The 21796-nt window shown below is 51.4% G+C and carries 18 protein-coding genes; 9 read left to right on the top strand and 9 right to left on the bottom strand.

The features are described from left to right. The first annotated feature begins 4 nt into the window (after positions 1-4). Positions 5-2362 carry a DNA polymerase II gene (locus QWI17_RS20850; RefSeq protein ID WP_302724456.1) on the top strand — a complete coding sequence of 786 codons (2358 nt, stop codon included), beginning with the start codon at positions 5-7 and terminating at the stop codon, positions 2360-2362. A 19-nt stretch (positions 2363-2381) separates the two neighbouring features. Here the strand turns inward: QWI17_RS20850 and QWI17_RS20845 are convergent, their stop codons facing one another. Then, on the bottom strand, positions 2382-2699 hold the full coding sequence (locus tag QWI17_RS20845; RefSeq protein WP_302724455.1) for a hypothetical protein: 318 nt from the start codon (positions 2697-2699) through the stop codon (positions 2382-2384). Between the two features lie 157 nt (positions 2700-2856). Between QWI17_RS20845 and QWI17_RS20840 the strand changes: the two genes are divergently transcribed. The 3 genes from QWI17_RS20840 to QWI17_RS20830 all read left to right on the top strand — a co-directional run bounded on the left by QWI17_RS20840 (position 2857) and on the right by QWI17_RS20830 (position 5124). Continuing rightward, complete coding sequence (locus QWI17_RS20840; protein ID WP_302724454.1) at positions 2857-3108, top strand: hypothetical protein; 252 nt, start codon at positions 2857-2859, stop codon at positions 3106-3108. 444 nt (positions 3109-3552) lie between these two features. Beyond that, the gene (locus tag QWI17_RS20835; protein WP_302724453.1) at positions 3553-3954 is read left to right on the top strand and encodes an SMI1/KNR4 family protein; all 402 of its coding nucleotides are present in this window, start codon (positions 3553-3555) and stop codon (positions 3952-3954) included. 108 nt (positions 3955-4062) lie between these two features. Further along, on the top strand, positions 4063-5124 hold the full coding sequence (locus tag QWI17_RS20830) for an SPM autocatalytic domain-containing protein (protein ID WP_302724452.1): 1062 nt from the start codon (positions 4063-4065) through the stop codon (positions 5122-5124). A 51-nt stretch (positions 5125-5175) separates the two neighbouring features. On the opposite strand, the gene QWI17_RS20825 is transcribed toward QWI17_RS20830, so the two are convergent. From QWI17_RS20825 to QWI17_RS20795, 7 genes are all read right to left on the bottom strand, one after another. Next, positions 5176-7266 (bottom strand): hypothetical protein, encoded by a 2091-nt coding sequence (locus tag QWI17_RS20825; RefSeq protein ID WP_302724451.1) that lies wholly within the window; start codon positions 7264-7266, stop codon positions 5176-5178. A 138-nt stretch (positions 7267-7404) separates the two neighbouring features. Further along, positions 7405-9306 carry a hypothetical protein gene (locus QWI17_RS20820; RefSeq protein ID WP_302724450.1) on the bottom strand — a complete coding sequence of 634 codons (1902 nt, stop codon included), beginning with the start codon at positions 9304-9306 and terminating at the stop codon, positions 7405-7407. Between the two features lie 132 nt (positions 9307-9438). Next, positions 9439-9993 (bottom strand): PA14 domain-containing protein, encoded by a 555-nt coding sequence (locus QWI17_RS20815; protein WP_302724449.1) that lies wholly within the window; start codon positions 9991-9993, stop codon positions 9439-9441. Beyond that, on the bottom strand, positions 9993-11498 hold the full coding sequence (locus QWI17_RS20810) for a phospholipid carrier-dependent glycosyltransferase (RefSeq protein WP_302724448.1): 1506 nt from the start codon (positions 11496-11498) through the stop codon (positions 9993-9995). Before QWI17_RS20810 ends, QWI17_RS20815 begins: the two co-directional genes overlap by 1 nt. A 65-nt stretch (positions 11499-11563) precedes the next feature. Continuing rightward, positions 11564-13414, bottom strand: a complete 1851-nt coding sequence (locus QWI17_RS20805; RefSeq protein WP_302724447.1) for a di-heme-cytochrome C peroxidase — start codon at positions 13412-13414, stop codon at positions 11564-11566. A gap of 39 nt (positions 13415-13453) precedes the next feature. Then, entirely contained in the window at positions 13454-14623 is a 1170-nt protein-coding gene (locus QWI17_RS20800) for an FAD-dependent oxidoreductase (protein ID WP_302724446.1), read from the bottom strand. Between the two features lie 248 nt (positions 14624-14871). Further along, positions 14872-15207: a DUF1820 family protein gene (locus QWI17_RS20795; protein ID WP_302724445.1), complete on the bottom strand. Its 336-nt coding sequence runs from the start codon at positions 15205-15207 to the stop codon at positions 14872-14874. A 200-nt stretch (positions 15208-15407) separates the two neighbouring features. Here QWI17_RS20795 and miaB point away from each other — a divergent pair, with 200 nt between their 5' ends. The 5 genes from miaB (at position 15408) to lnt (ending at position 20833) form a co-directional block, all read left to right on the top strand. Continuing rightward, entirely contained in the window at positions 15408-16769 is a 1362-nt protein-coding gene (miaB, locus tag QWI17_RS20790) for a tRNA (N6-isopentenyl adenosine(37)-C2)-methylthiotransferase MiaB (RefSeq protein ID WP_302724444.1), read from the top strand. A 149-nt stretch (positions 16770-16918) separates the two neighbouring features. After that, positions 16919-17938: a PhoH family protein gene (locus QWI17_RS20785; protein ID WP_302724592.1), complete on the top strand. Its 1020-nt coding sequence runs from the start codon at positions 16919-16921 to the stop codon at positions 17936-17938. Positions 17939-17941: 3 nt separating this feature from the next. Continuing rightward, on the top strand, positions 17942-18439 hold the full coding sequence (gene ybeY, locus QWI17_RS20780; protein WP_302724443.1) for an rRNA maturation RNase YbeY: 498 nt from the start codon (positions 17942-17944) through the stop codon (positions 18437-18439). Between the two features lie 8 nt (positions 18440-18447). Further along, positions 18448-19302 (top strand): CorC family transporter, encoded by an 855-nt coding sequence (locus QWI17_RS20775; RefSeq protein ID WP_302724442.1) that lies wholly within the window; start codon positions 18448-18450, stop codon positions 19300-19302. Next, positions 19289-20833: an apolipoprotein N-acyltransferase gene (gene lnt, locus QWI17_RS20770; protein ID WP_302724441.1), complete on the top strand. Its 1545-nt coding sequence runs from the start codon at positions 19289-19291 to the stop codon at positions 20831-20833. The genes QWI17_RS20775 and lnt overlap by 14 nt, the downstream gene beginning before the upstream one ends. Before the next feature lie 6 nt (positions 20834-20839). Here lnt and QWI17_RS20765 read toward each other — a convergent pair whose 3' ends face one another. Further along, positions 20840-21748 carry a DUF2971 domain-containing protein gene (locus QWI17_RS20765; RefSeq protein ID WP_302724440.1) on the bottom strand — a complete coding sequence of 303 codons (909 nt, stop codon included), beginning with the start codon at positions 21746-21748 and terminating at the stop codon, positions 20840-20842. Positions 21749-21796 lie beyond the last annotated feature (48 nt).

The following is a 21796-nucleotide window of genomic DNA, read 5'->3' as shown; positions in this document are numbered from 1 at the left end:
ATGAGTGCGTAACGCGTTTTTGTTGACTCGCGGTTGGCGAGATACGCACCAGGGTTTGGAGTTGGAGCTGTGGTGGTCCACAGATCATGGCCCGCTGCAAACACGCCATACCGCGCAAGAGGCCGTTTTTTTTATACCTGAGAGTAGGGCAGCCCAAGCGCGCCAGCATTTAGCCGGTATAAACGGCTGGCGGCTCAATACAGTGGCCTTGCAAACCCGCGAATGTAAAAAGGTCGTTGCGTTATATTTTCGTAAAATGGCGCTGGCCCGAGAGGCTGAGAAACGCCTGACATCCCATGCGATCCCCTGTTGGGAAGCCGATATACGCCCCCCCGAGCGGTTTTTAATGGAGCGCTTCATTACCGCCGCAGCCCAGGTTTATACCGATACGCCACATGCGTCGGTATTGATCAACCCGCCGTTGGCCCCTGCACAATACCGCCCCTCACTGCGCTTGGCTTCGGTTGATATTGAAACCTCAATGGACGCAGCGCAACTGTACTCGATCGGCGTCTGGTCCGAGCACACCCAATGTGTATTTATTGTGGCGTCTTACAATACGGAACATGTTTTGCGAGCTGGTGTTCGAGTTATTCTCTGTGCCAGTGAGACAGAATGCCTTCGGGCTTTTCTTGGCTGGCTACAAGCTGAAGATCCAGACGGCTTAATAGGTTGGAATCTCATTCAATTTGATTTGTGGGTGCTGCACACTATAGCTCAACGCCTTAACTTTAATTTAAATTTGGCTCGAGGCTCTGCACGCATGCATTGGCGCGAGGAAAAGGGGGAGGGCGGACGCAAGTTTGTTTCGGTGCCGGGACGGGTAATGCTCGATGGTATTGATTTGCTAAAGGCGGCAAATTATCAGTTCGAGACCTTTGGCTTGGACTTTGTTGCCGGGCAGCTGCTAGGTGAGGGTAAGTTGCTGCATGGGGCCGGGCGCGGTGAGGATATTACCCGCTTATTTCAGCAAGATAAGCTCGAGCTCGCGCGATACAACATTAAAGACTGTGAATTGGTTTGGGATATATTTAAGCAGAAAGATTTGTTGGCGTTTGCAATTGCGCGCAGCCAGTTGACAGGCTTGCTTCTCGATCGCGTTGGTGGGTCGGTGGCCGCGTTTGAGTACAGCTATCTGCCAAGGCTACACAGAGAAGGTTATGTCGCGCCCAATCTAGGAGAGTTGCGTACGGATGTGATTAGCCCTGGTGGCTATGTAATGGACTCGGCTCCCGGCCTTTATGACCATGTTTTAGTTCTCGATTTTAAAAGTCTGTATCCCAGTATTATCCGCACTTTTTTTATTGACCCTTGCGCATACTGGAGTACTCAGCACAAAGAGTTCAAACGCAAAGCTTCGGTGCCCGGTTTTAACGGTGCCGAGTTCGATCGCAATCGCGCCATATTGCCAGGTATGATCGAAACCTTGTGGCAGGCGCGTGATAAGGCAAAGCAAGAGGATGACCAGCCGTTATCTTACGCGATAAAAATTATTATGAACTCGTTCTACGGTGTTCTGGGCTCGAACGGCTGTCGCTTTTTCGATCCCCGTGTCGCCAGTTCGATCACGTTGCGTGGGCACGAGATTATCCAGCGCAGTAAACAGTGGATCGAAGCTCAGAATTATAAAGTCATATATGGTGATACCGACTCAGTGTTTGTCTGGCTGGCCGTTGATGACGTTCCGTTAACGGACAAACAGGCCAAAGCGATCGGTCAGACATTGGCTGCTGGCCTAAACCAGTGGTGGCAAGAAACTCTGCAAAGGGAATTAAATCTCGATAGTGCACTGGAAATTGAATTTGAAACTCACTACCGAAAGTTTCTTATGCCGACTATTCGGGGATCGGATGAGGGAAGCAAAAAACGTTACGCCGGAATGATCTCTCAGCCATCTGGTAATACAATAGTCTTTAAAGGCCTGGAGTCAGTACGCAGCGACTGGACGGCACTGGCGCGTGAGTTTCAAACTCAACTGTATGAAAATGTTTTTCTTAATCGGCCTTATAGAGAGCTTGTGCTGACTACGTGCCAAAAGCTGATGACCGGTGAGGTAGATAAGCTGTTGACCTATCGCAAGCGTTTGCGCCGTAGACTCGATGATTATGAAAAAAATGTTCCACCCCACGTACAGGCCGCACGTAAACTGAGGGACTGGACCGGGGAAACCATTAGGCGTGGGGATTGGATTCACTATGTGATTACCACGCAGGGCGCTGAGCCTGTTAAAGCCCGGCGAAGCCCTATCGACTACGATCATTACCGGGAGCGTCAACTGGCACCCGTTGCGGATGCCATACTTTATTTCTTCGACGATTCAATGAGCGCCATTACCGATCAGCAGATGTCGCTGTTTGGCTAAAGTGTGTCTGTGTTAGGTGTCACCACGTGTTAACAGTCGCTGCAGCACCATTAACAATGACATCAAATTTTCGGTTGGCGCTATTGATGGTGACCGTATCCGAGACGCTACCGCCGGGGATGCTGGCACCGCTGACGGTAACCGTATAGGTACCGTTGCCCCTGGCGATGCTGTAGGCGCCGGTGTTGAGGGTGCTGGTATTGGTGCCGTCTACGTCTACGGTCACGCCATTTAATCCCTCGCCGACGTCATAGAAATTATTGCCGTTGCTGTCATTATAGATAACCCCAGTCACAAAATAGTTGCTGCCCGAACGCGCAAACTTCTGTGTCACCATTGATGATAAGAACCAGCAATCATAGCTTGAAAAATAAAATGTACCAACGCGCTAACCTGAGATCGTGTGCGGTGAGGTGACCCCTTCGTTCCAATCTCCTCCAGTGTGGGAGCCAATATTGGCACTGCTGATGTATGGTTCGCGAGCCCAATAGACGTTGTACCCCGTTGCATCTGATACCGAGTCCCAGGCAACGGTGATCGAGCCAGAATTGGCATCCGTTGCTAGCCCCTGCACAATCGCAAGGTTTACTGCCGAGCTACTAGAGCTAGAGGACGATTCGCTGCTACTGGATGAACTGCTCGAGCTAGATGAATCACTGCCACTTGAAACTGGTTCGCTGGAGGTGGACGACTCGCTCGAACTGGTGTTTGCACTGCTCGAGCTGTCAGAGCTTACGGACGCTTAACTGCTTGATGAGCTGCGGATTATGACTGAAGACGAGCTGCTTGAGTTCGAGGGGGGGGCTCGCTCGAGCAAGAAGATGTTTCGCTACTTGGCGAGGAGCTTTGACTCGATGTCTCGGTGCTGCTGGAGGATCCAGTCGAAGTGGGAAGGGGTTGTGTGTTGCCTGAATCTTCTCCGCGGGAGCCTCCTCCGCAGGCGGCAAGTGGCAATATGCTCATCACCACTAAGGCTTTCCTGGTTGCTTTCTCACGCTTTTAATACTTAAGGCCTAGATGGAAGCCCTGTAAAACTGAAGCGGAAAATGTGCCGATATTGTGAGTTGTGCGCTGAGTTATTGGAAGGTTTGGCGCTTAATTACTCTTAGCTATAAGTAACTTTCGGGTCTTGTCACCTCCTTGCCACGGGGTTAGTCTAGTCGCCCCTAATTTTTTGAGAAGTGTGCCCGATGGAAGACGTCATTGATGATCTAAAAAGCAGCGCCGAGTCTGTGCCTGTGCCCTTGGAGCTGCCGGATGACGATACATTAGTGCTGGTTGAGGAGGAGATACTGCTCCCCATTCCACGTGATATGCGAGAGTATTTACTAACCGCGAGTGATGTAATCTATGGCGCTTTGGAGCCTGTGACCGCGGCAGACCCCTACTCTCATACCTATTTGCCAGAAGTGGCTGCGAGTGCGTGGGCCCGCGGCGTACCCCGGCACCTTGTTCCCCTGTGCGAGTCTCATGGCCACTACTATTGTGTAGAACCGGACGGCGAAGTGGTGTTTTGGCGTGACGGTGATTTAAGTGATGAGCGATGGCAAAGTGTTTGGCACTGGGTACGCGATGTCTGGCTGGAAAGCTGATGTGTGTTTAGGCGACATTGATCCCTCCATTTCTTAGAAGATATTGGTCTTAATATATCAGTGACTTTGGTCGAGTACCTGAGGAATCACTCGTATCAGAGGCCTACTATGTATATACACGCTGCAAGCTTGCACCTGGAGGCGAGTTACAGTGCTCGCACGAGCATAGAGACTCATGAGCGCTTTGATTTGCGCTTTAGCACTCCCGGTGCAATACCCGAGCGACGCTCGCTTGCACCAATGCCGGAGCGGCAGGGCCGGCCAGACTTGTCTCAGGCCGGCTCGTTACTGCGCTTGGAGCGACAGACCGTGTCGTTTGATGCGCAGCCACTGAGCGCTAATGATCGCCTCCAGATCAGTATTATCCAAGAGCTTTATCGTCAAATCACCGGCCGGCGCATGCAGATTGGAGCCCCGCGTTTTACTGAGCCAGGGGTGGCCTTTACACTCGATATTCCGATCTTTGGCAGCAGTAGTACGTCAGCGGGTGATATTGCATCGGGTGTAGGAATGATCTACGAAAGAACCCAAATCCACCGCGAGTCTGCACGCTTACAAGTTCGCGCTGCCGGTCAGGTCACCACCGGTGATGGACAGGTGTTCGATATTCGTACGGCGTTAAATATGAGCCGTGATTTTGAGCGACGTGAAACGCTATCGGTACGGATCGGCGATGCCGCTTTGATCGATCCACTTGTGATTAATTTTGACGGCTTTGGGGCACGCCTAAGCGATCGAGAATTTGAGTTTGACCTCGACAGCGATGGCACAGTTGATCATCTGGCAAGCTTGGCAGCGGGTAGTGGGTATTTGGCTTTGGATCGCAATGGCGACGGTATTGTTAACAATGGGCGGGAGTTATTTGGTCCTAGTACTGGGCGTGGCTTTGCAGAGCTGGCTGAGTTCGATAGCGATGGTAACGGTTTTATAGATGAGGCAGACGCGGTTTACGATAAATTGCGTATCTGGCGGCGATTCGCGGATGGTAGTCAACAGTTAATGGCTTTAGGTGAGGCAGGCGTTGGTGCCATTTACTTGGGGCATGTAACCTCGCCGTTTAGTTTAAAAAACGCTGACAATGAAACACTGGGTGAGATCGCCAGCACGAGTATCTATTTGCGTGAAGACGGTACCTCAGGGGTTGTGCAACAGGTAAATCTGGCTGTCTAGGGCAGACAGGCAGGGCCGAAAAACCAGCGCTGCCGTCTGCTGTGTTCAGGTTTAGTAAAGCAACACCGCGCCTGAATTATTCGCGCTGTTGTCGCTATCATCCGCCGAAAGTCCCTTCGCTGTACTGTCTTCGTGGTAGCTCGCAATTGCCAATGTGGCGGAGGTCCCGTCGAGAGCAACGGCATTGCCTAAGCGATCATTGGCTTCGGTCCGTTTGGCCTTGATATAGCGCAGCTGGTGCCAGTTTGTTCCTGTGCGTTCGAATAAATATACGGCGCCGGAATCTTCGAGGCTATTATCTTCCTGATCACCGTCAATAGCGCTCGCTTGGCTGTCTTCTAGAAAAGCGCCTACGGCGAGATAATTACCGTCAGCTGAGATAGCTAAGTCGCGTCCAAACTCATCGTAGGCGTCGGCATTGCTTGCCTTGATATAAGTGGTCATTGACCAGGTATTCTCATCATATTGATAGATGTACACGGCGCCAGATTTGTAAGCGGTTTCGGGCCTGTCTTCACCATCGGCCAATTCAAGCAACTCAGCGTAATCTTCCGGGTCTCCGTTAATGCCGGTAGCTCGACTGCCTTCGCCTGTCGCAGATACGGCCAGTGTATGACCGTCGGCGGACAGGGCAATAGCCGTACCAAGTCTTTGATCCAGGAAGGTGAAGGTTGTTTTTAAATAGGCCTCCTGCTCCCAGGCGGCATCGCTACGGCGGAATATATAGGCCGCGCCTGATGAGGTAACAAGTGAGTCATCAGGAATGTCTTCGTTGACACCGGTACCCGCGCCGTCCTCGCCTATGGCACCGACAGCTAAAACATCCCCATTATGAGAAAGAGCCAAACTAGAGCCAAAGCGGTCACCGCCCCGAGGAGCGGCTGTTTTGAGGTAGGCTTGTTGGGTCCAGCCTGAATCAATTTGGGTGAAGATGTATACCGCTCCGGCGTTGGGGGCGGTATTGTCGCTTTCATCACCATTAATTCCACCGTCGGCGCTGGCTTCGTATATCGCGCCAACGGCGAGCGTTGTGCCATCTCCGGATAGAGCTACTGAGTGGCCAAATCGATCACCCGTGGTGTCACTTTCTTCACTGCTACTGCTACTGTCACTGGAGCTGCTATCACTTGAGGTCGAGGAGCTTGAAGAGCTATCACTGGACGAAGAACTGCTTTCTTCTTCCGGCGTATTGGAAGCCTTCACGTAGGCCGTCTGTGCCCAAGTTCCTGCATTGCGTTCGAACATGTAAACGGCGCCCGCTTCTGAGGCCTGATTGTTATCTTCGTCTCCATTAATACCCCGCGCGTTACTGTCCTCACGGATAGCGCCAACCGCCAACGTACTGCCATCATCGGAGAGATCGACTGAATAGCCAAACCGGTCTTGGGATATGTAAAACTCAAGCTCATTACCTTCGCTGTCTTCGATACTGCGCAGCTGTTCAGTGTTGGATGCTTTGATGTAGGCTTGTTGAGACCAGCCCGTGCTGCTCAGACTAAAAACGTACACTGCACCGGTGGACAGATTGTCATTGTTGTCCTGGTCGCCATCGATACCGCGAGAGGTAGAGTCTTCTTGTATTGCGCCAACGGCGAGTGTTTTACCATCGCCAGAAAGAGCAATATCCCACCCAAACCAGTCTTCCGCATCAGTATTAGAGGCTTTGGCGTAGCCAATACTGTCGGCCATAGCGTGGATGGCAATGGCTTGTTCAGAGTTTTCGCAATCATTATCACTGACACAGGCTTCCACCATATACCGAGCTTCGGCCCAGTTTTTCAGGTGGACACTGACAGTGTCATAAATCTCTGGTGCGGTAACATCGCCGCCAATTTGGCTAAAGCCACTGTTGCCGTCTGGGTCTTTATATACACGATAGAATGTCGCGCCATCCACCGCGTCCCAGTAGATACGCAAGCTTTTCGCTGCAGCCGCTTCGATATTTATATCTGGCCAGCTTCCTGCAACGCTAGAAGCACTGGAAGACTCTGAGGATGAGGAGCTGCTGGAGCTGGTTGCGCTGCTGGAGCTGTCTGATGAGTCCGAATCACTATCACTACCACAAGCGGTAAGCGTCAGGCATAGTAAAGCGCCTGCAACAGCTCTCAGATGCTTCCTCGGGGTGAAAAACTCGTCTCTCATGCAGCGTTATCCTGATTTTGTGGTTAAGCGGGGGATTCTGTCTGCGTTGGACCTGTGTGTCAACGCCGAACCTCGGCTAAGACAGCGAGAAGGGGGGAGAATTCCCCCGCAGATTAGCTCTGCGGGGGAATACGAGCATCAGTAAATGTAGATGGCGCCGGAATTATTACCCGTGTCATCGCTTTGATCACCTTGATTTTCAGTGGCCTGACTATCTTCTCCTGTGGCCGCCACAGCCAGAACCTGCCCGTCAGCGGAGAGCGCGAGAGTACGGCCAAATGTATCATTGGCGTCGGTATTACTTGCTTTGACGTAATTAATCATTGACCAAGTGTCGCTGTCGTCTGCTCCGTACACACTAACGGCACCGGCTGCAGGTGCGCTGCTGTTGTCCCAATTACCGTTGATGCCGGTAGCTTCGGAGTCGTCGCGAGGTGCACCTACGGCTAATAGGTCACCATTTTCGCTTAGTCCCAAGCCCCAGCCAAACAAATCATTTTCATCGGGGCGGGGCGCTTTGATAAAGGCTCTATGCGCCCATTCATCGGCGCTGTAACTCACAATGTAGATGGCACCTGAATCTTGTTCTGTTTCATCAGCAGATTCGAATGCTAACGAGTCAGAGTGGGTGATACCAGAGTAGTAGCTGTCCTCGTAAGGTGCGGCAATGGCCAGTGTGTTGCCATCGCCGGACAGCGCAAGGTTGAGGCCGAACTCATCATCGATGTCAGGGTTAATCGATTTGATATAGTCGGTGTGCGTCCAACCAGTATCGCCTTTACGTAACACATGCACGGCTCCGGAGCTTTTGGCTCGGTAATCATTTTCCGCCCCATTGATACCGGCAGATGCCGAGCTGTCACCGGGTGCACCAACGACTAATACATCACCTGCATCTGAAAGTGCTAATCCGTAGCCAAACTTAGAGGGTGATTTGGCGTAACATGTTGGGCTGTTTGGCGGGCGAGGATCGAAGCAAAAGTTTTCAAAGTATGATCCCGTCGAAGGTTTTATGTAATTGGTTTGTTGCCATTGCCCTTCGACTTGCTCGAAAGTGTAAACGGCTCCGGCAAGCTCAATACTGTTGTCGCTGTCGTCAGGATTTACCCCCGCAGCATCACTGGCTTCGTAGGGGGCGCTAACGGCGAGAGTTGATCCGTCACCTGACATCGCAACGCGCAATCCGAAGTAATCATCGCGATCGGCGTTAGCGGCTTTAAGGTAGGCGGACAATTGCCACTGTTCGCCGCTTCGCTGGTATAAAAATCCAGCGCCAGAGTTAAAGCCGCTTTGCTGATTCATGTCGGCATTAACGGCGTTGCCGCCGCCGTCTTCGGAGGGCGCGCCAATAAGCAGTGAAGATCCATCGTCTGAGATGGCCAGTGAGTAGCCAAAAAAGTCCCAATCAGTGTCTTGCTGAACCGGGTTTTCGATTTTCTGCACAAGATTCCAACCCGTTGCTGTATTGCTATAAATAAATACTGCACCCGAGTGTTTTTCATTGCGTTCAGAGGTAATCAGATCATACTGTGGCGCGCCAACGGCAAGGGTTTGACCGTCTGGAGTTATGGCCATGCTAAAGCCGAAGCGCGACTCCTCACGAATCACGTCCGGCTTCAAATACCCGATTGCGTCGAGCGTTTGGCCTGCAATGTACAAATCCGTACTGGGTGTACACCCGGCGCTATTGCAAGCTTCGACCATATAACGGGCGTTTTCCCAGTCAGTAAGATGCGTGGGCAATGGAACCTGTATAGACGTGTCGGTCAGGTTCTCCGCGATGATAGTGAAGCCAGAGCTGCCATCCAAATCTTGAGATACTTGATAAGAGGTCGCATCGCTGACGCTGTTCCAGGAAATATCCATAGATTGAGGGGAAACGGCCGCGCTCGGGGAGACAGCCTCGGGAGGTTGCGCCGGGGTAGCTTCGTCACCTGATGAGTCGCCACTGCTGCCGCCACAAGCCGTTAAGACTACGGCCGCTGAGCAAGCGAATGCCCAACTTTTGATCGCTACGCTGAATTTTGTATGAGTGGCCATTAGATCTGCTCCGCTTTAGAAATATCTTAGGTTTAAAATCTAACAGACTTGGCCCGACAGTGAACGCGGTAAATTGTTAAAAATATTTACCTGAAAAATGTTTGAATTGAAAAACCTATTAATCTGAGTGTTTTAAGGGGTTATATACTGAATCCCCGCAATATCGTCGCCCCAGTACGCAGGCGCTTGTTCTCCATCTTTGGCTGCTTCTAGCGTCAAACCAGCGTTGCCATAGCCCTGAAAGTAGTTAAGTTCGAGAGTGTGCTCGCCAGCCCCAAGGCTTTGATAGCATGATTGTTTGCGAAAAGGGCGGTCGGTGGCGTATTGACAAAGTACGCGACCATCAATGGCCAACCGAAAACCGTCATCGCTGCCGACGAGAAACCGATAGCGCCCCTCTTCTTCCACTACAAAGCGTGACACGATATCGGCAAAGAAGTGCTCACTCCATCCCAAAGGCCCTAATTTTTTATGTTGAAAACGACTTTTCTCATTCAATTTCACGCGGTCGATGGCAACCGTTTCTGTCGCTGAGATCTCTCTGGGTTGATTGATTTTTTCTATGTTGCCACGGCTTTTACTGAGGGTGAGGGTAAAATTGGCCTCAACCATAGGCGGCATCAGGCGATACCCTATCAGTGCAACTACGCCGACCAGAAGAACGGAAAATAAGGTATTGCAATTCATTAGCGCACCAACTCCAGCTTCCAAAAACCAAACCAGTTGCGAGCAGCAAACTGTGTTTCAGTGAGCTCCCAGCTATACGTAAAGGGGGAGAAGAGAGCAAACACCCCGAAAGCCAAGAGAACATAACAGGCTAAATTAGTGTAAGTATGACGACTGCCTCGGGCCAGCTGCTCGAGAAATACATACTGGAATACAAGCGCCAAATTAATAATGCCAAAGGTGAGTGGCACTAGATAGTGATACAGATACATTACCCTGTCGATCTGTAAAATTGCGACCATGTAGCCCAAGTAAAGCGTATTGAAAGCGACGATCCAGTAAAATAAAGCGGTATCTTTGACCGGATTCTGGTAGATATAGCGGCTAATGATCAAGCCCGCTGAAAGAATTAATCCGGCGACGACAGAAAACCAAATGACAGGGTTGGCTAAGATGTTGTGGTAGCGTACATAAGTTGTGCCGTCGGTGGTTTGTTTAGACCAACGATAGTTAATGGTTTTAGTCCCCAGAGGCCAGCCTAGCGCATAACTGCCATTTTCCCCCTCTTTACATATATCAAGTCGCGGAACGCCATCGGCGTATTCAGACATATAGCGTCCGTTATCGGGCATGGCAGCGAGAAACGTAGAAAGACTCCAGCTGCCATTCTCTGCTAGCGACTGTTGGTATTGAGAGCCAGCTTTATAGGTCTTATGAGCGGCAATTTCGCCGCCGAGCCCAACGTGTAAGTAAAAAATCGATAACACTATTGCTACCAATGGCATAACGCCGCATGGTGCGGAGGTGGTCAGGCGACGAAGCAGTGGCCACCACTGCCTGTTTCGTAAGCTTTCCCACTGGTCAGCGCCATACAACATAACAAACAGAAGCAGCAGCACGGCACCATTAATTTTGACAGACACGGCTAAGCCTATCCAGAGGCCTAAATAGACGTAGTGTTTTAAACGAATTTCGGCTTGATATTGATACTTGTCGGTAATCGCCCTTGTCATTTGATAGATGGCAGCCAATACAAAAAACAGCTGAATGCCTTCAAGCATGGCCGCGCGCGCATGAATAACCAATGCATTGTCAAATATTAGGAAAAAGCTAAACGCAAAAGCTAAATGCTTGTTAGCCGTAATGCGCCTTACGGTGCCGTAAAAAAATAATACAGAAAGCCCCATCAACAAAGCGGAGGGAAGCCGAAAACCTGTGTATTGAATGCCGCCCTCGGGCATATGTGTATCGGTGATGTAATCGGTTCGGTTAAATTGAGATTTATCTTTGTCGCTATTTAGCTTCAGCGCTGCTTCGCTGCCGGCTATCAAGAGTTTTCCCAAAGGTGGGTGGGGTTCCATATACATCACGCCGTCAATATACTTTTGCGCCGATGCTATATGGTAGTTTTCATCCCAAAAAAGCGCATTGGGATGGCCGATTCCAATGGTGTAAACGCTGAGCGAGCACAAGAGCAATACGCCAATATATATCTTGTGCAAATGTCTTATTAGTATTTCAGGCATAATTTGATTGGTTTTGTTAATGATCGCTTGAGTGTTTGCGTAAAATAATACAGGCACTGTGTAAATTACAGGGTTTTTAAATACTCTACCAGCGCCAGACGTTGTTCATGATCGAGTGCGGGTAGCGTTCTGGTTAACATTTCTCCTTCGTCAGTATATTTGATTTCGCCACTGTTAGTCGTCACTATCACTGGAGTAACCCCGGCGGCATATTCGTGGCCGCGGTTGCTGTTGCCGGGTAGTTGGGTATTAAATATAAAAAGTTCCTGACTGGTTGTGGCTTCATGTTTAATGAAGCCCACTAACGTTGTGTCGAGCTCGAAAGATCCAACTGAAAAGCGGTTGGGGCGGCACTGCAGGTGCGGGGATGGTCTATCGCAGGCCGGCAGCAACAAGTCGTAAAGCGTTGGTACAGAGCCATTGTGTAGATAGGGGGCTGTTGCCCATATACCGTTCAAAGGGCGTGCTTTATAGGCTAAAAGCGCTCTGGGTGAGGCTTTGTTGGTGGTCGTCAGGTCTAAATACTTAGTGCTGTTTTGTACTTTGCCTGCGTCGGCCGCACTGTTTTCGCGTGAGCTTTGTCCGGCCAGAGCATAGCGAATGGCTCCTGAGCTGGCTTTACGTAATGCTAGCAGACCTTGCGCTACTGCTTTAAATTGCCCATTTTCTGGCGCGGCGTCATCAATGTACTGACCTTCAAAATAGCCACTTAACCCCGAATAGTTAAAAGCATTTTCTGCCATTTGCGGGTCTGTCCCAATACGTTGCATTGAGCTCATTTGCGCCAGGATACGCCGCTGCGGATTCTGCCGTTGAATCGGCTGATGGCACGTGTGGCACTGATACTGGTGAAATAGCGTCTGTCCCGCTGCGGCCAGTTCCCTATTAATAGGCGGTAACAATTCGCGTTGAGCCAGAGATTCCCAGCTGGGAGACCACAGCTTCTCCAGGTGTTTTTCAAGTGCTATTAGATTTGCTACGTCGATTGAGGAGGGGTAGCCCGCTGCCTGGTTGTGTGTTCGCAGGTTGAAGCTGGCGAACACACCAAGAACTTCACCCGTATTGCGGCCAAGGGCTCCATGGCCAGAATTATCCCCCACGCCATTCCACTGGACAAAATCATGCTGTGGGGTATCCCATAAAAAAGGGTAGCTAACGGGGGCGTTGGGCGAGTTAGCGTTATTCGCGTTGGGCGTTAGGTGAGAAAGTATACGGTTATAAATGCGTCCGAACGCATCGAGCCTGGCATAACCGTACGCGACCTCCGTTCCCTTGTTTATCGAACGGTTACGTGCGTTGTAGGCCGCGAGTTCTCGATAAACCAACTCGACCTGTGCACGCAATTTTGCTTGCGGTATGGCAGCTAGGGCCGTACTGAATCGCTGCCATTTATCGGTTTGAGTTAGAGTAGCTGCAATGGCTTGCTCTAACTCACCAAGCATTTTATCCATGTCAGCCATTGCGGGGCCGCCGTCAATTCTGATGGAGCGCCCTTGCCAATTAACTTGAGCGGTGTGGCACGCGGCACAAGTCAGGCCTACATACGTTTCCCCCTCATGGGTGTTGGCAACCCATCCCAGCGGTAAACCATAGGGGTTTTGCTGGCTGACATTCTGCGGCAGGTAGCGGTAGCGTCCCATGTTTCGGGCGGCGCGAAACAGCTCAGTGTTGTGTGCAGTTTCCAAATGCAGAAAAAACTCTAGGGGGATTAAATTAGACCCTTGAGAGGTATTGTAAAACCACAATCGATCGGCTTCACTCCAGTTTTGCTCGGCATAAAAGAGTGTTTGAATATAATCTCTGTCGTTGCCATTTACGGTCGTTTCACTGCTCGGGTTATTAAGGTGATCATCACTGGATTGGCAGGCAACGAGTGTCAACATACAAACAGCAGTCAGGTATTTTCTAACAACCATAAGAGATTCCTTTGCGCTGCAGCAATCAATGTGGAGGCACTATTCAGCCGGTGTTAGGTGCAAGGAGCGGGTGTTCGCAATAGGCCGTGCCGCGGGCAGGCTGGGGTATAAGCGCTTTAAAGCCTGTTCAGCGGTTGCACGGTAAGTGGTCAGTTTTCCGCCCATTAACGTCAATGTTTTGGGTTTGCCGGGATTGTCCGCAACCATCATAACCTCGCGGCTGCAGCCAAAGGCTCCTGAGGTGCTGCGCGGCAGCACACGCAGCCCAGCAAAGCTGTCGGCACTCGATGGCAGTGGATGTAGATGCGGGAAATAGTGTTTGAGCACATTCAGTAAATAGTGCATCTCATGGGGGTGGCATTGTACAGTTTCCGGCGAACCCTGGTGTTCTATTTCGGTGGTGCCTACAAGTAATTTTCCTTGCCACGGCAAAGCGAATATGGCGCGGCCGTCGGTCGGTGATTCCAGATAATAATGCCGCTCTAACAGTGGTGGCAGCAGTAGGTGGCTACCGCCAATCAAATCGACGTTGGGGAGCTTAGGGATAGGCGATATGCGCTGGTTAAGCTTCCAGGCCCAGGGGCCGGCACAATTAACCAGTACGCGGGCCTGCAAGGTATGTTGATCGTTGTTGTCGGTATAGCGTATTTCACAGCCGTTTTTATGAATCTCCGCGTCTTGAAAGGTCGCAGGCAGTAGCAGCTCCGCCCCCAATTTTTGCGCCGATTGCACCACAGCGTGAGTCAGCGCCTGGTCATTTGTCTGCGCTTCAAAATAGCGGAATACAGACCTTAGCCCCTGCGTGGTAATTCCATCCAGCTCTGACCATTGGTGTCTGGCCAGACTGCTAAAGCGAGTGTGTTCGCTAAAACCCGACAGCAGGTGGTAGAGTGATAATCCGGCCCTTATGGTAATAGGGGAGCGCGAACTGTTGCGGTAAACCGGTATGTGCAAGGGGGCTAATGTGACCAGGTCAGGCGCGAGCTTTAGCAAAAGCTCGCGCTCAAGCAGCGACTCGCGAACCAGCCCCAATTGGCCCGATTCAAGGTAGCGAAGGCCGCCGTGAATAAGCTTGCTGGATGCGCTGGACGTTGCCCCACCAACGCTCGAGGACTCCAGCAAGACTACCTTGTAGCCGGCGGCTGCGGCCGCTTGGGCTACGCCTGCGCCGGTGATGCCCGCGCCGATGATGGCTAGATCGTAGCTCACGGGGTGCTCCTTAATCTGCTGGCAAGCCAAGACGGCTGCGCGTTATGTGGTAGCAATAACATGTGTCAAGTGTAGACGCTGAAACCTGCCGATAGATCGACGTTGGTATATGGTATCGCTTGTGCTGCGTGAATGCGCCACTTTATGCGCCTACACAGCAACAGAACTGAATTGCTTATTTTGGAGGGGCTGAGCAGACGTGCACGATAGCCGCCGTTAGATTTATGGGGCCCATCAATTAGGGAAGGTTAGCTGTCGTCGCCAGGTCCCATGCCGCCGTAAGGGAATGGTGTAACGGTACTATTGTTGCCCTTGGCCTCTAACACCCGGGCTGCCCCTTCCTTCTCCACTTCGTCAATACGGACAATGGAGTGTATCGGAATGTAGGAGCGTTTAACGCCGGCGAATTCGTTTTTGAGCTTTTCTTCCCCCGGATCGACCAAAACCTGACTACGTTCGCCAAATACAAACTCTTCAACCTCAATAAAACCGTACATTTCGCTTTGGTAAATTGCCCGGGCAAATACCTCAAAGACCTGACCTTGATTAAGAAAAATAACTTTGTACGTGGGTTTGAGACTCATAGCGTTCCGTTTTGTGGCCTTTAGTGATTGGGCAAGTGTTCGGTTGTTGAAAAAGGGCGCGAAGAATAGCATATTCGCGTTCTGAAGAAAGCGCTTTTGGATAAAAATTAGTCAAAATGATGGTTGTGGCTATGGGATTTGACCGGTGAGACCGCTATAATGCGCGCCCGTAAATAAGTACCACAGCAGGCTAAATCTCTATGTCAGCGACTGAAACACCGGTGAAAAAGCTCTACATCAAGACCCACGGTTGTCAGATGAATGAATATGATTCCTCTCGCATGCGTGATCTCTTGGGTGACTCCCACCAAATGGTGGCGACCGAAAACCCCGAAGACGCCGACGTGGTGCTGATTAACACCTGTTCAATTCGCGAAAAGGCACAAGATAAGCTGTTTCATCAGCTGGGTCGATGGAAGCAGTTGAAAGAAAAGAACCCCGATATGATTATCGGCGTTGGTGGCTGTGTTGCCAGCCAGGAGGGCGCGGCGATAGCGGAGCGCGCGCCCTATGTCGATTTGATTTTCGGCCCGCAAACCTTACATCGCTTACCCGAGATGATCGAGCAACCTCGCGACAATGGTGCGGTAGTGGTTGACATCAGCTTTCCGGAGATAGAAAAGTTCGACAATTTGCCGCAGCCTGATGCCGACGGTGTCAGTGCCTTTGTCTCCATTATGGAGGGTTGTTCTAAATACTGCACGTTCTGCGTGGTGCCGTACACCCGAGGAGAAGAGGTAAGTCGACCTCTGGAGGACGTGCTTGCCGAAGTGGTGCACCTGGCGGCGCAGGATGTGCGTGAGATTAATCTACTGGGCCAGAACGTTAACGCTTATCGGGGCGAGTCGGCGAACGGCATTGTCGACTTAGCGGAGTTAATTACTTTAGTCGCTGCGGTAGACGGAATTGATAGAATTCGGTTTACCACGTCACACCCGGTTGAATTCTCTGATTCGTTGATTGATGTGTACGCTGAAGTACCAGAGCTGGTAAGCCATTTGCATTTGCCTGTACAAAGTGGCTCGGACCGAATCCTGATGGCAATGAAACGTGGTCACACGGCGCTAGAATACAAGTCCAAAATGCGCCGAATTCGCAAGTTGCGCCCGAATATCAGTTTTTCATCTGATTTTATCGTCGGTTTTCCCGGTGAAACCGAAGCTGACTTTGAAAAAACCATGGATTTGATCAGTGACATTGGTTTTGACGTGTCGTTTAGCTTTATATACAGTCCGCGTCCAGGCACTCCGGCTTCAGATTTGCCAGATGACACGCCGATGGAAGTTAAAAAACAGCGTCTGAAGATCCTGCAGGACCGTATTACCCAGCAGGCTCAGCAAATCAGTCGCCAAATGGTAGGTAATGTCGAGCGCGTACTGGTAAGTGGTTACAGTAAAAAAGACCCGGGCCAGTTGTCTGGCCGTACCGAAAATAACCGTGTGGTGAATTTTCGCGCCGATGAGCCGGCGTTAATTGGTAAGTTTGCTGACGTTCGTATTGATCAGGCATTGCCTAATTCCCTGCTGGGGACTTTGATCAGCTCTGAAATAGATGAGTTGTAATAATCGCAGCCTATAACCAGAGGTTAAATGGGGCGCCTTGCTAATAATGAATTGGCCGGTAAAGCCCCTTTTCACGCCCGTTTGAATGGTTTAGTCTTAAATCAGTGAACGCAACAAAGAGTACCGAATCGTCCTTGAATAAACACGTCGTGCCCGATCTGTCTGAGAACACCTGTGAGGTGGTTTTGGAGCCCAGTGATAACCGCCGTCTCGCCAGCCTTTGCGGTCAATTCGACCAGCACCTGCGCCAGATTGAAGAGCGCCTTAACATTGAAATTCGCAACCGGGGCAATCAGTTCTCACTGATTGGTAAATCCTCCGTGGTTGATGCCGTGGCCCAAATTCTGCGGGAACTCTATCGCGAAACTCAGCACATTGAGTTGACCCCCGATGAAATTCACCTGGCCTTGCAAAGTGCGGGGGTTGAACAACTTATGCAGCAGCAACAAGAGTCAGTGCAGACACCGGACGATGCCCCTGTACCTGCGGGCACAGTTCTCATTCGAACCAAAAAGTGCACGATTAAACCGCGCGGTTTGAATCAGCAGCGCTATGTGCGCGCAGTGCAAACTCACGACATTAATTTCGGTGTGGGTCCGGCCGGTACAGGGAAAACCTATCTGGCTGTCGCCTGTGCCGTCGAGGCCTTGCTGCGCGATGATGTAGAGCGCATATTGTTGGTTCGCCCCGCCGTTGAAGCAGGTGAGAAACTGGGCTTCCTGCCCGGCGACTTGGCGCAGAAGGTCGACCCCTATTTGCGGCCGTTGTACGACGCCTTATTTGAAATGCTAGGTTTTGAAACCGTGGGCAAGCTTCTAGAGCGTACAGTGATCGAAGTCGCGCCGCTGGCTTACATGCGTGGTCGAACCCTGAACAATTCATTTGTTATTCTGGACGAGAGCCAAAATACGACCTGCGAACAGATGAAGATGTTTTTGACCCGAATCGGCTTCGGCTCTACGGCGGTTATCACAGGCGACCCATCGCAAATTGATTTACCGCGTGGTCAGAAGTCTGGCCTTAAACACGTCATTGAAGTGCTTGACGGGGTCGAGGGTATTAGTTTCACGCATTTTGGCTCAAAAGATGTGGTGCGCCACCCATTGGTGCAACGGATTGTTGAAGCCTACGACGCGTTCGAAGCTCAACAGCCCTCCAACGAGCGTTAGGACATGACCTGTCAGGTAGATATCGACGTTCAGGTGCCGGATGAGGCACTGCCCAGCGACGACGAAGTACACCGATGGGTGGCGGCGGCAATTCCCGATTCGCTTGAGCAAAGCGAGGTCAGTGTTAGTATTGTCGACGCCGCAACCAGCCAGCGCCTCAACGGCCAGTATCGCGGTCGTGATTACCCTACCAATGTATTGTCTTTCCCTGCCGATTTACCCGCAGAACTGGGCTTACCACTGCTTGGCGACCTGGTCATCTGTGCCCATGTGGTCGAGCGCGAGGCGCTGGAACAGGGCAAACCCAGCAGCGCGCATTGGGCGCACATGCTTGTGCATGGCACTTTGCATTTGCTAGGTTACGACCACATCGATGACGATGAGGCCGAGCATATGGAAGCGCTGGAGACAAAAATAATCACTGGGTTAGGCTTTGCGCCCCCCTACGACGAGGTGGCTAATGACGCCGTCTCGGCCGAGTTACCACCCAACCAGGAATGATCAACGCCATGACGGACGACCCCTCGAGTAGCAGCTTACCAAGGAACCAAGAGAAATCCTGGCTCGACAAGCTGTTGCACGCATTCTCCGCGGAACCTAAATCCCGCGACGACTTGATGGACATCATCAAGGATGCCGCAGAGAACAAGCTTCTCGATCAAGAAGCGTTAAACATCATTGAAGGGGCGCTGGACGTTTCCAGCCTGCAAGCGCGTGAGATCATGATACCCCGCACGCAAATTGTAGCCGTAAAAATTGATGACAAGCCGCAAGATTTTTTACCCAAAATTATTGAGTCTGGTCACTCCCGGTTCCCGGTTATTGGCGACTCGATCGATGATGTTAAGGGGATATTGCTGGCCAAAGATCTACTGCGGATGATGCTTGAAGGCACTACCGACTTTAGTCTGGAAGAAATATTGCGCACCGCCAACATTGTACCGGAAAGCAAGCGGGTCAACGTATTGCTGCGCGAATTCCGCGAGCAGCGTTATCACATGGCGTTGGTTATTGATGAATATGGCGGTATATCCGGGCTGATTACCATTGAGGATATCCTCGAAGAGATTGTCGGCAATATTGAAGACGAAACCGACGAAGAGGTGAGTGACGAGCATATAAAGCGCGTCAGCGATACCGATTATGTGATTAAAGCACTGACGCCGATTGAAGACTTCAACGATTATTTCGAGGCTGGATTATCCGATGATGACTTCGACACAATCGGAGGCATTCTGATGCAGGCGTTCGGGCATTTGCCCAAGCGCAATGAAACGGCCGAAATCGACGGTTTCAAGTTCCGGGTGCTCTACGCCGACAATCGACAAATTCATTTGGTGCGGCTGACGCTTGATAACGACTGAAACCATTATTACCGGTCAGGTGAAGTCTGGCCTGGGTAGACTGCACTGGCTCGCCGCGATTGCGTTAGCCTTGTGTTGTGGCGGCGTGCAACCGCTTGCGCTGGCACCTTTTAATCTTTGGCCTTTGGCCATTGTCGGGCTGGCTGGATTTGCTCTGTTGTTGTTCAAGGCCAGACCGAAGCGAGCATGGGCTTTAGCTACGGCGTTCGGCGTAGGCCTTTACGGTATTGGTGTGTCGTGGGTGTTTGTAGCGATCAATCAGTTTGGCAATGCCTCCTGGTATCTGGCGGCAGTGCTCACGGCCTTGTTTGTGCTGTTTCTGGCGTTAATTTTTGCCGCTCCTTTCGTGTTGTGTATTCGCCTGATTGGCCACGGTCGGTTGGGTATTCTATTGGGGTTTCCCGCCTGCTACTTACTGGGTGAATGGCTGCGCTCCTGGTTACTGACAGGGTTCCCCTGGCTGTATATAGGCTATGGACACCTGTCTACGCCTCTGGCCGGATGGGCACCTGTTTTGGGTGTGTTGGGGGTGGGGCTGATTACCTCTTTTAGTGCCGCCTGCCTGGCGAGCTGGGCATTTTTTATGCGCCCTTCCGCTAATCTGTGGATGGCAACGGCCCTGGCCCTTGCCTTATGGGGCGCCGGCTGGTTTTTACAGCCTGTCGCCTGGACCAAGGTCAATAATGACCAGCCTGTAAAAGTTGCCATGGTGCAACCGAATATCGCGCAGGAGGTGAAGTGGCAGCCGGCCCAAGCTCAGCCCACCTTGGATTTACTCATGAATATGAGTGAGCCCCACTGGGACAGTGACTGGTTGATATGGCCAGAAGCCGCCGTACCTCTCACCTATCATACGGCTCTGGATTTTCTCAACGAGGTAACCCGCCAAGCCGTTGCAACCGACACGGGCGTTATTACTGGCATTATCTTTGATGAACGCCGGGAGCGACGTTATTACAACTCCTTGGTTGGGTTGGGCAACGCGCTGGGGATTTATCACAAGCGTCGTCTCGTGCCTTTTGGGGAATATGTGCCCTTAGCCGAGTGGTTGCGGGGCGCGATACAATTTTTTGATTTGCCTACGTCCTATATTCATCGCGGCACCGATATGCAAAGTGGCTTGCAGGTGGGGGAGGTCAGCATTGCCCCGAGCATTTGTTACGAAGTCGTTTACCCATCGCTGGTTGCCGACGGCGCCAGACACCGCAACGTACTACTGACAGTAAGTAATGATGCTTGGTTTGCCGATTCCATCGGTCCTTTGCAGCACCTCCAAATGGCGCAGATGCGCGCGTTAGAAACGGGCCGTTACTTACTGCGTAGCACCAATAATGGTGTTAGCGCTGTGGTAGATGAAAAAGGCGTTGTGATAGAGCGAAGTGAGCAGTTTGTCCAAACTACCTTGACGGGCACGGTATATCCAGCGTACGGCGCGACACCTTTTATGCGTTGGGGAAGCTGGCCGGTGATAGCGCTAAGCTTAGGTCTATTGTTGGGGTTGTTGGCGGCGCGGCGTCGGTTTCATTACTGAGCGAGGTTAATTTTTTAACGTCACCCTAGAAAAGCCAATCTCATACTTGCCGGGGGTTGCTTCGGCCTGAAAGATTTTGGTTTCTGGGTATTTTTCTGTAACCAACTCGACCAGCTTTTTCTTTGTTGCCACCGGCATAAACGCTCCCAGATAAACAGAGCGCAAGTGCTCGGGCGCAAATTTTACGTCTGAGTACCAGAGTGATTCATCGGTACTTTTAGCCGACTCCTCAGCGTTCACATTCATAAGGCAACGCCATTCGGATTCATTTTTGGCGCTGGGCTGCTTGACTAAAAATTTATCTTCGAAAAACTCCTGCGAGCGCAGCTTTTCATTGTACAGAACGACATTAAGCTGCTCTTTCAGAGAGGTTATCTCTGGCCGCGCCAGATTGTAACGCACAGCCTGAGGGTGACGCAGCGGTGTGTCGTCGCCGCACTGAAATTTAAATGCGGCGCCTCGGTGCTCATTGGCAAAATATTGCCAGGCTGTGAGATTGTCCACCTTGGCGCTGAAACTGCATATCCGTAAGCTGCGGGTATAGAGGCGCCAATCACCCATCAGCTCATCGATTTCATCCTGGCGCTGATCAACCATCCGCGCCATTAACTCGCTTAACACTTCCTCGGCTTCTTCCGGCGAGCCAAAACGCTCTTCATCGCGCCAGCGCCTAATAACGGTGGCAAGGGGTGATGCACCGCGAGGTTCCTCGCGCGCGAATATCATGCCACAGGCGGCACGGATGACGCTCTGTAGGAGCGTCTGTGGGTCAAAGGCGAGAGCCGTGCGGTGGTTGAGCTCGAACGGGTCACTGAACAGCACCGGCGCGCTCCAGCGCAAGCACTGACTTTCGAGAATTTTAAAGGCCGTGTCAGCCTCGGCAAATTTGGCCAATGTGTCTGGATGATCGGGCACTGGTTTTCCTTGAGTGACGGTAACGCCTCAGTGTTATCGGCTAAGGTT

This window comes from Gilvimarinus gilvus, from assembly GCF_030518155.1.
GTDB lineage: Bacteria > Pseudomonadota > Gammaproteobacteria > Pseudomonadales > Cellvibrionaceae > Gilvimarinus > Gilvimarinus gilvus.
This window is presented reverse-complemented; position numbering and strand designations above follow the sequence as displayed.

Bases quoted from the DNA above. Each gene is read 5' to 3' on its own strand.
- QWI17_RS20845 (WP_302724455.1), bottom strand. From the start codon at position 2,699: ATGGTGACACAGAAGTTTGCGCGTTCGGGCAGCAACTATTTTGTGACT.
- QWI17_RS20835 (WP_302724453.1), top strand. From the start codon at position 3,553: ATGGAAGACGTCATTGATGATCTAAAAAGCAGCGCCGAGTCTGTGCCT.
- QWI17_RS20830 (WP_302724452.1), top strand. From the start codon at position 4,063: ATGTATATACACGCTGCAAGCTTGCACCTGGAGGCGAGTTACAGTGCT.
- QWI17_RS20825 (WP_302724451.1), bottom strand. From the start codon at position 7,266: ATGAGAGACGAGTTTTTCACCCCGAGGAAGCATCTGAGAGCTGTTGCA.
- QWI17_RS20820 (WP_302724450.1), bottom strand. From the start codon at position 9,306: ATGGCCACTCATACAAAATTCAGCGTAGCGATCAAAAGTTGGGCATTC.
- QWI17_RS20815 (WP_302724449.1), bottom strand. From the start codon at position 9,993: ATGAATTGCAATACCTTATTTTCCGTTCTTCTGGTCGGCGTAGTTGCA.
- QWI17_RS20810 (WP_302724448.1), bottom strand. From the start codon at position 11,498: ATGCCTGAAATACTAATAAGACATTTGCACAAGATATATATTGGCGTA.
- QWI17_RS20805 (WP_302724447.1), bottom strand. From the start codon at position 13,414: ATGGTTGTTAGAAAATACCTGACTGCTGTTTGTATGTTGACACTCGTT.
- QWI17_RS20795 (WP_302724445.1), bottom strand. From the start codon at position 15,207: ATGAGTCTCAAACCCACGTACAAAGTTATTTTTCTTAATCAAGGTCAG.
- miaB (WP_302724444.1), top strand. From the start codon at position 15,408: ATGTCAGCGACTGAAACACCGGTGAAAAAGCTCTACATCAAGACCCAC.
- ybeY (WP_302724443.1), top strand. From the start codon at position 17,942: ATGACCTGTCAGGTAGATATCGACGTTCAGGTGCCGGATGAGGCACTG.
- QWI17_RS20775 (WP_302724442.1), top strand. From the start codon at position 18,448: ATGACGGACGACCCCTCGAGTAGCAGCTTACCAAGGAACCAAGAGAAA.